Here is a 12,935-nt window from a genome sequence, read left to right on the forward strand (position 1 = left end):
AGGTAATTATGGCTAATATCAAATCTGCCAAGAAGAGAGTTTTAGTAAACGAGAAGAAGGCTGCACAGAACCAGATGATCAAGTCTGCAGTTAAGACAGAGATCAAGAAGGTTAGAGCTGCTGTTGAGGCTGGTAACAAGGAAGAGGCTGCTAAGGCACTTCTTGCTGCTACATCAGCAATCGACAAGGCTGAGTCAAAGGGTGTTATCAAGAAGAACACAGCTTCAAGAAAAGTTTCAAGACTCGCTCTTGCTGTTAACAAGCTTTCATAAATCATAACGATAAAGAAAAGACCTTAAGCACGGCTGCTGCTTAAGGTCTTGTTTTTTATTTCTTTCTGATATTTCTTATCTTCTCTTTTACTTCTTCAAGATTTCCCTTATAGGAATCGGATGACATAGTAGGATTTCCCTCGATGGTCCTCTCTCTGTACCAGACAAAGAAGTTCTTAACAGGTCCCGGAGTGAATCTTGCCATGATGACTTTGTACTTGGCATAGAGTTCCAAAACCTCTTCTCTTACATTACCTACATACGATGTAGGATCAAGATTTATCTTGTCTTTCACAAGCTTAAAGGAGTTCTCAAGAGAATCGCTGATACTGTCGAGCCTGTCTGTGATACCTGATCCAATAGCTCCTACTGTACTGCCCACGGTGTTTCCGATATCACCGATCTTATCACCGATGCTCTCACGCATATCCTCACCCTTAAAAGCGATGATGACATCAAGTCTCTTCTGCATCCTTGCCATTTCGTCCTTAGCCTTCTCCATATAGATAAGAACATCCTTAAGGTCAAGTGCCGTCTTAAATGCCAGCATGAAGTCACATGTAAATACCACTACAACAACTGTCGTCACCACGGTAACGAAATTATACGGAATAGATAAAAGAAGTCTCTCAATAGGTATCTGCAGATAGTGCGTAAACACTACCGTGCACACGCCCCAGGCAATTGTTGATTCCAGAGAGATTCGTCCCTGAAAATGGAATTTCTTGTGTGAATAGTCCCAGTACCTGACCTTAAAAAGAGCTTCCATCACAACCGCAGTTACATACTCAAGCGCCGTCGCCCCTATGCATCCTGATATAAAGACCAGGACCACATTTTCATAAAAAGGCTTGGATGCTAGGAGCATCATTATTCCCCCACATCCATACAACGGCAAAAAGGGTCCGCGAACGAACCCTCTGTTTACAAAATGCCCTTCATGTACCGACACATAAATTGTCTCAAATATCCAGCCGAAAAGGCTGTAAAAAAAGAACAGGAAAAGCCACTGCATTGGCTGATAATTAAACATTACTATCTCCTAGAGTCACTGCTGTGGATTTGAAAAATCAATTACAGGATTCTCAGGCTCTGTTGTCTTCTCAACAGAAATAGCCTGAAGTACGGGGCCTTCTCCCTTATATTCGGGAACGAACTGCTTAACTACCTTGGCAGTTACTGTGACCCAGTCTTTCTCATTGAGCTCAGCTGTCTTGTCATACTCGCATGCAAATCCAAGGAACTGCATATCCTGAGCGCAGCATGTCATAGCCATTCTTCCCGGAACGAATCTGTTATCCGGGAACTCTTCTGGCTTAAGTACAAGACCTTTGAACCTTACATTCTTGCCCTCATATCTCTCAACGTGATCAAGAGCATCCAGATAGAACATACCGTATCCGTAGTTGTTAAGCTCGATAGGATCCTGATTAAGGTCGAACGGAAGGTCCTCATCAAGAGTTACGTCCACTTCTCCGTCCTGATCCTCAAAGATAATATCTGCCTTCTGATTGATGGCCTTTACATTTCTCTTGTATGCGGGAAGTTTATCTGCAAGTCCGTCGCATCTGTTAAACAGGATAAGGTCTGAATTTCTTATCTGCTCTGCAAGAAGAGACTTCATATTGCTAAAATAGAGTTCAAAGCTTGAACAATCAATAACTGTGATCTGCTGCTCAAGATTCCACATAACAGGGAGCTTCATCTCCTTGAAGTTCCACATTCCGTTGTACTCGATAAGAATACGCTCGGGATTATGCTTGGCATCAAGTGCGATAAGCTGATTGGGATTAAAATCCTCTTCCTCTTCAATGTACTCGATTACAGTGTTGGTGCTCTTAAGGAGCTTCTCATCATAGTCATTCTCACCTTCTTCACAGACAATAAGAAGGGTCTTGCCCTTTGTCCTGAAGTAGGGCTGAGCTATTGTATAGCGGAAAAAGTCAGTCTTTCCCGCATCCAAAAATCCATTAATAATATATACAGGTTTCATAAATTCGGTTCTCCTAATCATTGGCAAAAGACCTTATGCAAGTCTTCTAAAGAGTTTCTGAAGATTATCTTCGTTGAGCTCTGAGCCGATTACGCAGAACTTACCTGTGACGTCAGCTGCTCCTGTTCTTACATCAGACTCGCCGGGAACATAGTCAAACTCGATCCATGATCCATCAGTAGAGGGAACAACGCCCTTTGTACGAAGAACGATACCGTAAGTTTCCTCATCCTCAAGCTTAGAAAGCATTGCCTCGATTTCTTCCTTAGTGTACTTAAGAGGAGTTTCCATACCCCAGCTCATGAAGATATCATCTGCATCGTGGTGGTGATGATGCTCATGGTCGTGGTCGTGATCATGCTCATCATGGTCGTGATGATGATGTTCCTGCTCATCGTGGTCATGGTGGTGCTCATCGTGGTCATGATCATGGTGGTGCTCATGCTCGTGATCGTGTTCATCGTGGTCGTGGTCATGGTGGTGCTCATGCTCATGCTCGTGATCATGCTCATCATGGTCATGATCATGGTGATGATGATGGCACTCACACTCCTCATCATCGCACTCTCCGTCGGGATGTGCACTGTAGATTACAGAGCCGTCCTCTGCTACAGTCTTGTGGCTGCCGTGATCGTGATGATGGTGGTGATGATGATGTTCCTGCTCCATAACGAGCTTTAAGAGCTCTGCCTCGAGGTCGTTGTTACCCTCGAAAGTGTCCAGGATCTCTTTTCCTGTGATCTCAGCAAGAGGTGTTGTGATAATAGTTGCCTTCTTGTTGTGCTCACGAATAAGTTCTACTGCTGTCTCAATCTTGGCCTGATCAGCCTTGTCTGTTCTTGTAAGAATGATGGTTCCGGCATTCTCAATCTGATTGATGAAGAACTCACCGAAATTCTTGATGTAAACCTTGGCCTTGGTTGCATCAACTACTGTAACGGCGCTGTTAAGCTCCATGTTATCATCAGCATCGGCGATGTTCTGGATAGCTCTCATAACGTCTGAAAGCTTACCTACACCTGATGGCTCAATAAGGATCCTCTCAGGTGCGTACTGCTCCATTACCTGCTTAAGTGATGTCTCGAAGTCTCCTACCAGTGAACAGCAGATACAACCTGAATTCATCTCTGTTATCTCGATTCCTGACTCCTTAAGGAAGCCTCCGTCGATTCCGATCTCACCAAATTCATTCTCTATAAGAACTACCTTAGTTCCTGCAAGAGCTTCCTTAAGAAGCTTCTTTATAAGTGTAGTTTTTCCGGCTCCCAAAAAGCCTGAAATAATATCAATCTTTGTCATTTTTTCTCCAATCTGCACATTTTTTGTGCTATAACCACTACAACACATTTATTCTATGCAGATGGGGTGGGAATGTCAAGGAAGCTCCTCACCTGCTGATTCTGCATTCTCTACATTCTCCGTAATCTCTGTAGTTTCTTCATCCTCTTCACCATCATTGACATCACCTGATGCATTTGGCTGTGTAGTGTTATAGGAAGAATACTCTTTGGCAAAAGTGATTCTTGCTGCCACAACCTGTCCATGTACCAGACCACAGGCTGTCTTATAGCCTTCCAGGGATCCTTCATCTTTGCCGCAGATCACATCTCTTATCTCTTCAATCTTCTCAGGTCTTCCCCCTCTGGACATCATATAGTTGTAATCGCTCGTCACCTCTGTGTGTCCGGGGTCTGTACGATAAAATGTCGCTCCGCAATAAGGACAATAGAATTTATGGAAATTCTCACCCGGTCCTCCGGTAAAGGCTTCACCCTGATCCACTACCCCATTAGGCGTCCAGTAATAATACCTAAAGCTTATTTTATAGCATTCATAGTTATGCTCATGATATTTAGCTTCCGTATAACAACCGCCCTGTCTGTCCTCAGAGACAAGATCCTCGTTCGTCTGATTTCCCGTTCCATCTGAGTGAAAGTGGTAGTCATATTCAATTTCTCCCGCAACATCGCCGTTGTCGAGAACAATCTCTACAGGAATCCCTTCAATAGCTCTGGCAATATCTTCAAATCTGGCATCCTCATTTATAACGACATTCTTAGTGAGTAACGCGGATGCCAAAAGCCTTTTACCATTACCCACAGATGTAAAAACCTGGTTAAACTTATTGTCAATGTCCTGCATCTTAGTATTTATATGATTTTTAAGCTCCTCAAAATTGCCCTGAACAGAGCCGTTCATGGACTCAAACTTATTGTCGATGGTTGTGTTTACCTGATTAAAACTGGTATCAAACTTATTTGTAAGCTCCTCGTTTGACTGGCTCACCTGTGCATCAATCTTCTCAAAGAGTCCATTTATCTTTGTTTCAAGGCTTCCAAGCTCACTCTTGAAACTGTCAATGGCTGCAGCATTATCTTTCTCAAACTGAGAATTCATACCATTGAGATTATCAAGCAGGTCCTGATACTTGTCTGCCATATCCTTTGAAAGACTCTCATCTCCTGCCTTTATCTGCTTTTCAAGTTCTTCAATAAGACTCTTTGTATTCTCCTGGGCTTTTCCGTATTCTGCTTTTATATTATCAAGGTCGGAATTTATCTTAGCAAAGCTCTCACTCTGCTCACTGGTCATCTCTCCGGATTCCTTCTCGATTGTTTCCTTTAGCTTTTCAATGTTAGTCTGTGTATTTGTAATGGTATTGTGAAGTGTTGTAAGGTCATGGCCAAGCCCTGTAACCTTATCAGTAACTGTATTTGTAATTTTTTCAGTATTCTTCTCGCTATACTCTTTTACGGCGTCTTTTTCTGCACTGCTAAGCTCGCTAAAAGAGTTGATGCTCTTCTGGCTCTCTTCCAGTGATTTATCAAGTCCATCCAAGTAGCTGCTAAGTTCATCCAGCTTTTCAATGGTCTTTTCATTGTTCTCTTTTTCCGTCTGCTCAAGCTCCTGTTTGGCAGATGCAGTAACAGCCGGAGTTGTAAGATAAATAAGTCCTCCGCTAAGCGCAAGCGCTATCACAACCGCAATAGCAACAACAATGGTGTCGTGCCTTTTCAGTTTGCGCAAAAGCACCTTGATTGAATTGTTCTGTTTTGACATTCTTTCTTTAAAACTCATAACTTCTCCCTCTTTGTTTTTGGCAGCAAGGGACTCAAAGAAAGACATGACTTCCCCGCTACATGTTAATAGTAAAAATAGTGGAAAATCATCAGGCGAATACCTGTGACTTGTATCAGCAGAACGCTGACGAAATTAGATTATACACAATCAAATAAAAAAAGCAAGAGAATTTTTTAAAAATTTTTTGACATAAAAGAAGGCTCAACATGCAAGCATGTTAAGCCCTTGTTTTGTTTAAACCATATCATCCATTTCATCTACGTCATGAATATCACTGGCTCCGAAACCAATATTCTGCATGTTCATGGTGCGGCGTTTGATGCGAGCAGCCTCAGAAGCCTGAAGAATAAAGTCCTTGATCTCACGGCCGTGCTTGATATTCTTCATGACGATGGTTCTGTCCGTAACATCTGAAGTATAGAGCACGATGGTAGAAAGACCTGCCATCCTCTGAAGGAGACTTGCTGTTATCTCTACATCACTGATCTTGTACATGTAGCAGTCATTTTCCCTCACGGTAAAAAAGCCTTTGATGATGGTAAAGTCATTCTCTCTGATCTCGTATTTGGTAAAGGTCCATGGAAGGCCGAATAAAAGCCATCTGCTACGCTCCCTGTATTTGAGCTCTCCCTTGGACTCTGTTGACTGTGCATACTGCTCAGGATTTGCTATCTTTGACATAACATTCTCCTTCCCGAATTTGATTTAGTCTACCTTTGGAAGCTTTGCTAAAGACTTTGCAAGCTCCTCATCTGTAGGAACGTAATCTGACATTTCACCGTCATTATATTTCTGATAAGCAACCATATCAAAGTATCCGGTTCCTGTAAGTCCGAATACGATGTTCTTCTCTTCGCCTGTCTCCTTGCACTTAAGTGCCTCGTCGATGGCAACACGTATTGCATGGCTGCTCTCAGGAGCAGGTAATATACCCTCAACTCTTGCAAACATCTCAGCTGCCTCAAATACGCTGGTCTGCTCAACGCTTCTTGCCTTTAACAGCCCCTGATCATAGAGTTCTGAAACAACGCTGCTCATGCCGTGATATCTAAGTCCGCCTGCGTGGTTTGCTGATGGAATAAATCCGCTTCCCAAAGTGTACATCTTGGAAAGAGGACAAACCTTACCTGTATCGCAGAAGTCGTAAGCATATTTTCCTCTTGTAAGTGAAGGACATGAAGCAGGCTCAACTGCGATGATCTCGTAGTCAGCTTCTCCTCTTAGCATCTCTCCTGCAAATGGAGAAATAAGTCCTCCAAGGTTTGATCCGCCGCCTGCGCAGCCGATGATCATATCTGCCTTGATTCCGTATTTATCAAGAGCTGCCTTGGTCTCAAGACCGATTACTGATTGATGAAGCAGTACCTGAGAAAGTACAGATCCAAGAACATAGCGATAGCCTTCCTGGCTTGTAGCTGCCTCAACGGCCTCTGAAATAGCACATCCAAGTGAACCTGTTGTTCCGGGGAACTCTGCGTTGATTCTTCTTCCAACCTCTGTCTCCATTGACGGAGAAGGTGTTACCTTAGCGCCATAGGTACGCATTACTTCACGCCTGAAAGGCTTCTGCTCGTAAGAAACTTTAACCATATATACCTGACAGTCAAGATCAAAGTATGAACATGCCATTGAAAGAGCTGTTCCCCACTGACCTGCACCGGTCTCAGTAGTAACACCCTTAAGGCCCTGCTTTTTAGCGTAGTATGCCTGAGCTATTGCTGAATTGAGCTTGTGGCTTCCTGATGTATTGTTGCCCTCAAATTTATAGTAGATATGTGCAGGTGTCTGAAGCTTCTCCTCAAGACAGTAAGCACGTACAAGAGGTGATGGACGATACATTCTGTAGAAGTTTCTGATCTCCTCAGGTATTTCAATATATGTAGATGTATCATCGAGTTCCTGCTCTGCAAGCTCGCGGCAGAAAATACCCGAAAGTTCGTCGATTGTTACGGGCTTTAGCGTAGCCGGATTGAGAATCGGAGCAGGCTTCTTTTTCATATCGCCCCTTACGTTGTACCAGGCCTTTGGCATCTCTGATTCTTCAAGGTAAATCTTATAAGGTATTGTGCTCATTATTTCCCTCCAATAAAAAACGTTAGTTGTATAATATCAATTCAAACACTTTAATGCAATAAATCGCACACAATCATTTGTGTTCTCCGATCATCTTCTCCATCCAGACCATGCTGTACCAGGTACCGAATTTATAGCCGCATTTATTGAATTTTCCAATCAGTGAAAAGCCCAGTTTCTCGTGGAATCTGACGCTGTCACGATTTAGATGCTCATCTTCCGTGTCAGGATATCCGATGCAGGCGTAGAGGTTCAAAATTCCCTGATCCTTGAGCCTTCTTTCAAGTTCTTCATATAGAAGTCTTCCAAGCCCTTCTCTTCTTGCATCCTTCTGAATATAAATGCTGAGCTCTACGCTCCACTGATATGCATCCCTGTCCTTAAAGGTACTTGCGTAGGCGTATCCGACAATCTCTTTTGCCCCGGTTTCAGGAAGAGTTCTTTCTACTACAATATAAGGATACTTCGTGAGCACCTTCTCAATTCTGCCTCTAAACTCCTCCACTGAGGGAGTCTCATACTCAAAGGTGATCGCAGTCTCTTTTACATAATAATCATATATAGCTACGAGTTCTTCTGCATCCTCGGGCGTAGCTGTTCTTATGGAATAATCTGTTTTCATATATTACCGCCTTTCCAACACTCTAATTATGAGTCTTTTGTCCGCAAAATCAAGGCAATACTGATAACAAAGTTTCAGTTTCCAAACAGGCAATGAAATTCGGTTTCAAATTTAGCGAATTTTGGCAAAATTTTTATAAAAATTTAATGACTTTTGTTTTGCGATGTATTAATATAAGCCCCATGAGAATCGCAAACATACCACAAATGGCAGAAATAACCATAAAAATGGTTCATAATGATGCTGAGTGCTCGGTAAAAACAAGAGTGCTGACTGCCTACGGCGACGGAATCCTGGTTACTCCAATAACTTTCGGAGATCAGATCCTGGATTACTGCTCCCATGCAAAGATTGAGTACAAGAATCCTTCAACAGGCCATGTACACATCTTCGAGTCAGACTCTATTGCAAGAACCGATTTTAACGGCACCGATTTCCATGTCATCAGGGGAAAAGAGATTTTACTTTCCTCCAGAATGAGGAAAGCCGAAAGATATATGGTTCAGGTCATGGGCCAGGCAGTGGTCAACAAGAGAAAGACCATAAACGTCATCGTCAATGACATATCCATGAGAGGAATATCTCTTCTTATTGGCAAGGATCAGACCATAAACACAGGCGATGAACTGGAGCTTAGCTTTTTCAAGACCGGAGTCATGAAGAGGATCAACGTCAAGTGCAAGGTTGTAAGGCTCTTTAAAGTCGGCGAGTACAATGCTGCCGGATGCGTCTTAAGTGGCATAAGCAGCGACCTCACACTCTTTGTAGCCGAGAAGAAACGCGAATATAACAGTAAGCTTAATATAAAAGTGGCGGGATGAATAAAAGATCATCTACGCCACTTTTTTATTTTAATCGTTAGCCTTACCGGCTCTGATTATGCCCCTTACAGTGAACAACATGGTAATAAAGCAGGCGCTGCCTCCGATCACGTTACTGATTGGCTCAGCTGCAAAGACGCCGTTTGTTCCCATGTTAAACATATAAGGAAGCAAATATGTTAAAGGCACCACAATAAATGCTTTTCTGAATAAAGAAAAGAAGATGGCGTGGTTCTTTTTTCCAAGAGATTTAAACACGACCTGTCCCGAATGCTGGAACGTCATAAATATAAAGGTTGAAAAATAGAGGTTAAACGCAGGTATCGCATCTGCAAGTATGGTCTTGTCGTTGCTGAATACCCCTATGACTGCTGCCGGGAAGAGTCTTATAAAGAGCCATACTATCAAAGTGTAGCCAAAGTCCATGGCAACCATTATGGCTATTGATCTCTTTATCCTGTCATACCTCTTAGCGCCATAGTTATAGCTGATGATAGGCGATGTACCCTCGGAGATAGCAAGGATAGGAGTCTCCATCATCTGTCTTGCAGAGTTAACCATAGTCATTATGGAGACGTAGAGATCTCCTCCCACATCAGCGAGAACACTGTTGCACGATACGGAAACCATAGCATTTGTGAACTGCATGATAAACGCCGCGCTTCCAAGACCCGCTATGGATCCTGCTGTCCTTCCGCACTTCTTTATCTCGTCAAAAGACATTATCTTAAGGTTATACGCACACTTTTTCCCAAAGAAAAATCTAAGGACATAAAAGGCTGAAAGAGCCTGTGATATCACGGTTGCTATGGCCGCTCCCTCTGGTCCTAAGCCAAATACAAAGATAAATATCGGGTCAAGGATAATATTGGCAAGAGCACCCACCAGGATGGTGGTCATTCCAACTATTGAATAACCCTGGGCTGTGATAAAGGGATTAAGTCCCGTTGCGATCATTGAAAAGATCGTGCCAAGAAGGTAGATGCGAAGATATGGAAGCGCATATACCATGGCGGCTTCAGATGTTCCAAAGGTTGACAGAATGGGTCTTCCAAAGACCTCGCCCACGATCATCAAAACTATCGCAGTTACAAGCAGTAAAAAGAACGAGGTATTTTGAATCTCCCTCGCCCTCTGTTCATTCTTTTGTCCTCTTGCAATAGAAAACAGGGGCGCTCCACCGCTTCCATACATATTGGTAAAAGCGGTGATAAGTATGACCAGAGGAAAGCAAAGTCCAACTGCTCCAAGGGCCACTGTTCCTATCTCAGGTATACGTGCAATGTATATCCTGTCAACAATGTTGTACAAAAGATTTATGATCTGAGCCACAAGCATAGGGATCGCTGTGGCCAGAATATTATTAAAAGTTTTTCCGTTCTCAAAATCTACGCGTTTCATACTCCCCAAAGTATTAGCCTCTTTCAGCGTTTTGTCAATACAGAGCTTTCCTTTGCAAGGTATAAAGCGCCTTTTATTCCCTGCTCGCCTCCAAGTCCTGCCGGAACAATGTAATTGTCTACATCCCTAAGTTCCGCAGTATCTATGTAGCCGTTCATGTACTCAAGAGTCTTCTTCCTGATAAGTGGAAAGAGCTTTTCCACATGCATAACGCCTCCGCCAAGAATGATCTTCTTTGGGCTGTAGCAGCATATATACTGCATCAGCGCCTTTGCCACATACTCAGCTTCCAGCTCCCAGACATCCTCCCTGTCAATAAGATTAAAGGCTTCTGTGCCATAGCGCTTTTTGATGGCAGGTCCGGATGCCAGTCCTTCAAAGCAGTTTTTGTGGTAGGGACATGCGCCTTCAAACTTATCATTCTCATTAAGCATAAGAAGAATGTGCCCTGCTTCCGGATGAAGCATTCCGTGAAGGAGCTGACCACGGCAATATACTCCGGCTCCGATGCCCGTGCCTATGGTGATGTAGATCACATCCGAAAAACCTTTTCCGTTGCCAAAGATAACTTCGCCAAGGACTGCTGCGTTTACGTCTGTATCAACAGCAGCAGGAATCCCACTGCTTCTAAAGGCTTCACTCCAGGAGAAGTTGACCCATGAAAGCTTCGGTGTCTTACCGATCCTGCCGTAGTCCTCTGAATCTCTGTCAAGGCAGACAGGTCCAAAGGCTCCGATTCCTATGGCACTGACATCATTTTCATCAAAGAATTTCAGGATTTCAGGAATGGTCTCTTCGGGCGCCTTCGTCGGTATCTCTTTTTTCTTAATGATATTGCAGTCGTCATCGCCTATCGCAACAACCATTTTGGTTCCGCCGGCTTCAATTCCTCCAAGCATTTACTCCACCTTTTCCCATACAAGTCCTTTTTCGGAAGTGAACTTTCTGCTCTCTTCCATAGGCATTGGCTTTCCAAAATAGTAGCCCTGTGCCCTTTCACAACCTATCTCCTTAAGGAAGTTAAAGTGCACTTCGGTCTCAACGCCCTCGCAGAGCGGGCTAACACCCATAGCCTTGGCTCCCTTTATGATATATCCCATGATCTTGCCGGTCTTGGGATTGTTGTCGTAGCTTCTAAGAAATACCATGTCCAGCTTAAGGACATCAAAATTATAGTTAGCTATTGTGTTCAGGGATGAATATCCGCTTCCGAAATCATCGATCCAAACGTGATAGCCCATTTCTCTCATCTTGTCGCAGGAAGACCTTATGTATCCCTCGTTTTCATTGAGAGAGCTCTCTGTGATCTCGAGATCGAGCATATCCCTTGGAACATCATATTCAGACCTTGTCTCTTCCACGACTCCGAAGATGTCGCACAGCTCAAAGTCCAGTCTTGAGATGTTTATAGAGATAGGAACAAGCTCTTTTCCCTCATCTCTCATCTGCACGTAGTCCTTGCAGACACGCTTGACCACAAAGGTATCCACCAGATGGATCAGATGGAACTGCTCAAGGGTGTTGATAAAATCGCCTGGAGACAGCATTCCCATTCTTGGATCTATCCAGCGTACAAGTGCCTCGTAGCCACAGATTTCTCCGGTCTTAACACGGATCACGGGCTGGTAAAAGACCTTTATGTATTCCTGTTCGATTGCCTCATCAATATGGTCAATGACGTACTGCTGCTTGCGAAGATTCTCTCTTAGCATCTCATCATAGATACAGTAATTGACGTCATGTCTGTGCTTGATGGAGTTGCAGGCAAGGCGGGCGTGATCGCAGGCAAGGCCTATCTCGGCGCGTCTGTCATCGAGGTAGTAGATACCTGCTTTGATCCTGACCTTCTTGTTGACATCATCGGTTAAAAGCATGGTCTTGTAGACCTTCTCAACCTTCTCAACAACGCTCTCTCTTGAACCTGTTGTGCATACCACAAAGTGATCGTCGGAAAATCTTGCACAGATTCCGCCGATATGGAAGGTCTCTCTTATAGCCTTGGCAAGGTCGCACAAAAGCTCATCGCCAAGCTTAAAGCCGTTTCTCTCATTAAAAAGTTTGAAATTCGGGATATCGAAATGAATAAAAGAAATATCCTCTCGCCAGCTCTCATAAGATCCAAGGAACATCTGTGCCCTCTGGTAGAAGAAGGACATATTAAGAAGTCCCGTCAGATCATCAGTCTCCTGATTGGCGGAGAGGATCTCTGCCTCGGCGAAGGAATTACGATTTTTATTAAAGTACTCGTTCTGATCTACATCTACGATATAGACATAGTAATAGCTCTTGCCATCGTCCCTGTGAAGAAGATGTCCAAAATCCTCCACATAGCGCTCAATTCCGTCCTTGGTCACGATACGATAGCGGACATAGTCATGTTTCTTTTCACCAAAAATAGTCTGAGCCTGGATCTGATTCTCAATCCGCTTGTAGTCATCGGGATGAACCATACCCTTAAAAGTTCCGCCGGTCAGCTCAATGAATTCGCCCATGTTCTCACACCCATACATCTCAAGGACATTGGGTCCGGCATACAGGACATTCTCGATGTCGTTGTTCTCATAGATAAAGACCCCTCCCGGAAGACCTGTCGGAACAATACCACTAATACCTGCATCGTGAAACTTTTTTCCCATACTAACACCTCGCTCAAAAAGGACAAAAAGAAACAA

Annotated in this window: 12 protein-coding genes; 2 read left to right on the top strand and 10 right to left on the bottom strand. The window is 43.6% G+C overall.

Translation table 11 applies throughout. The features are described from left to right. Nucleotides 1-8 precede the first annotated feature (8 nt). Entirely contained in the window at nucleotides 9-272 is a 264-nt protein-coding gene (gene rpsT, locus G632_RS0107960; protein WP_022764139.1) for a 30S ribosomal protein S20, read from the top strand. A 55-nt stretch (nucleotides 273-327) separates the two neighbouring features. Here rpsT and G632_RS0107965 read toward each other — a convergent pair whose 3' ends face one another. The 7 genes from G632_RS0107965 to G632_RS0107995 all read right to left on the bottom strand — a co-directional run bounded on the left by G632_RS0107965 (nucleotide 328) and on the right by G632_RS0107995 (nucleotide 8,041). Continuing rightward, nucleotides 328-1,305: a putative ABC transporter permease gene (locus tag G632_RS0107965; protein WP_022768492.1), complete on the bottom strand. Its 978-nt coding sequence runs from the start codon at nucleotides 1,303-1,305 to the stop codon at nucleotides 328-330. Between the two features lie 15 nt (nucleotides 1,306-1,320). After that, nucleotides 1,321-2,265, bottom strand: a complete 945-nt coding sequence (locus tag G632_RS0107970; RefSeq protein ID WP_026512469.1) for a TIGR03943 family putative permease subunit — start codon at nucleotides 2,263-2,265, stop codon at nucleotides 1,321-1,323. 33 nt (nucleotides 2,266-2,298) lie between these two features. Then, a complete protein-coding gene (locus G632_RS0107975) occupies nucleotides 2,299-3,564 on the bottom strand; it encodes a GTP-binding protein (protein ID WP_022768494.1) in 1,266 nt (421 codons plus the stop codon). A gap of 75 nt (nucleotides 3,565-3,639) precedes the next feature. Continuing rightward, nucleotides 3,640-5,343, bottom strand: a complete 1,704-nt coding sequence (locus G632_RS0107980; protein WP_155828866.1) for a mitofilin family membrane protein — start codon at nucleotides 5,341-5,343, stop codon at nucleotides 3,640-3,642. 237 nt (nucleotides 5,344-5,580) lie between these two features. After that, the gene (locus tag G632_RS19305) at nucleotides 5,581-6,027 is read right to left on the bottom strand and encodes a PH domain-containing protein (RefSeq protein WP_022768496.1); all 447 of its coding nucleotides are present in this window, start codon (nucleotides 6,025-6,027) and stop codon (nucleotides 5,581-5,583) included. A 24-nt stretch (nucleotides 6,028-6,051) separates the two neighbouring features. Continuing rightward, nucleotides 6,052-7,419: a TrpB-like pyridoxal phosphate-dependent enzyme gene (locus G632_RS0107990; protein ID WP_022768497.1), complete on the bottom strand. Its 1,368-nt coding sequence runs from the start codon at nucleotides 7,417-7,419 to the stop codon at nucleotides 6,052-6,054. A gap of 73 nt (nucleotides 7,420-7,492) precedes the next feature. After that, nucleotides 7,493-8,041 (bottom strand): GNAT family N-acetyltransferase, encoded by a 549-nt coding sequence (locus G632_RS0107995; protein WP_022768498.1) that lies wholly within the window; start codon nucleotides 8,039-8,041, stop codon nucleotides 7,493-7,495. A 227-nt stretch (nucleotides 8,042-8,268) separates the two neighbouring features. On the opposite strand from G632_RS0107995, the gene G632_RS0108000 reads away from it, so the two are divergent. Then, the gene (locus G632_RS0108000; RefSeq protein ID WP_196802279.1) at nucleotides 8,269-8,862 is read left to right on the top strand and encodes a PilZ domain-containing protein; all 594 of its coding nucleotides are present in this window, start codon (nucleotides 8,269-8,271) and stop codon (nucleotides 8,860-8,862) included. 30 nt (nucleotides 8,863-8,892) lie between these two features. Here the strand turns inward: G632_RS0108000 and G632_RS0108005 are convergent, their stop codons facing one another. The 3 genes from G632_RS0108005 to G632_RS19310 are packed head-to-tail and all read right to left on the bottom strand — an operon-like array spanning nucleotide 8,893 to nucleotide 12,899. Next, nucleotides 8,893-10,263: an MATE family efflux transporter gene (locus G632_RS0108005; RefSeq protein ID WP_022768500.1), complete on the bottom strand. Its 1,371-nt coding sequence runs from the start codon at nucleotides 10,261-10,263 to the stop codon at nucleotides 8,893-8,895. 23 nt (nucleotides 10,264-10,286) lie between these two features. Beyond that, nucleotides 10,287-11,162: an ROK family protein gene (locus tag G632_RS0108010; protein WP_022768501.1), complete on the bottom strand. Its 876-nt coding sequence runs from the start codon at nucleotides 11,160-11,162 to the stop codon at nucleotides 10,287-10,289. Then, nucleotides 11,163-12,899 (bottom strand): GGDEF and EAL domain-containing protein, encoded by a 1,737-nt coding sequence (locus G632_RS19310; protein WP_022768502.1) that lies wholly within the window; start codon nucleotides 12,897-12,899, stop codon nucleotides 11,163-11,165. Nucleotides 12,900-12,935: the final 36 nt, after the last annotated feature.

It is taken from the genome of Butyrivibrio sp. NC2007 (assembly GCF_000421405.1).
Taxonomy (GTDB): Bacteria; Bacillota; Clostridia; order Lachnospirales; family Lachnospiraceae; genus Butyrivibrio.

What these genes read in the sequence shown, in the direction of transcription:
- rpsT (WP_022764139.1), top strand. Translation starts at nt 9, where the DNA reads ATGGCTAATATCAAATCTGCCAAGAAGAGAGTTTTAGTAAACGAGAAG.
- G632_RS0107965 (WP_022768492.1), bottom strand. Translation starts at nt 1,305, where the DNA reads ATGTTTAATTATCAGCCAATGCAGTGGCTTTTCCTGTTCTTTTTTTAC.
- G632_RS0107970 (WP_026512469.1), bottom strand. Translation starts at nt 2,265, where the DNA reads ATGAAACCTGTATATATTATTAATGGATTTTTGGATGCGGGAAAGACT.
- G632_RS0107975 (WP_022768494.1), bottom strand. Translation starts at nt 3,564, where the DNA reads ATGACAAAGATTGATATTATTTCAGGCTTTTTGGGAGCCGGAAAAACT.
- G632_RS0107980 (WP_155828866.1), bottom strand. Translation starts at nt 5,343, where the DNA reads ATGAGTTTTAAAGAAAGAATGTCAAAACAGAACAATTCAATCAAGGTG.
- G632_RS19305 (WP_022768496.1), bottom strand. Translation starts at nt 6,027, where the DNA reads ATGTCAAAGATAGCAAATCCTGAGCAGTATGCACAGTCAACAGAGTCC.
- G632_RS0107990 (WP_022768497.1), bottom strand. Translation starts at nt 7,419, where the DNA reads ATGAGCACAATACCTTATAAGATTTACCTTGAAGAATCAGAGATGCCA.
- G632_RS0107995 (WP_022768498.1), bottom strand. Translation starts at nt 8,041, where the DNA reads ATGAAAACAGATTATTCCATAAGAACAGCTACGCCCGAGGATGCAGAA.
- G632_RS0108000 (WP_196802279.1), top strand. Translation starts at nt 8,269, where the DNA reads ATGGTTCATAATGATGCTGAGTGCTCGGTAAAAACAAGAGTGCTGACT.
- G632_RS0108005 (WP_022768500.1), bottom strand. Translation starts at nt 10,263, where the DNA reads ATGAAACGCGTAGATTTTGAGAACGGAAAAACTTTTAATAATATTCTG.
- G632_RS0108010 (WP_022768501.1), bottom strand. Translation starts at nt 11,162, where the DNA reads ATGCTTGGAGGAATTGAAGCCGGCGGAACCAAAATGGTTGTTGCGATA.
- G632_RS19310 (WP_022768502.1), bottom strand. Translation starts at nt 12,899, where the DNA reads ATGGGAAAAAAGTTTCACGATGCAGGTATTAGTGGTATTGTTCCGACA.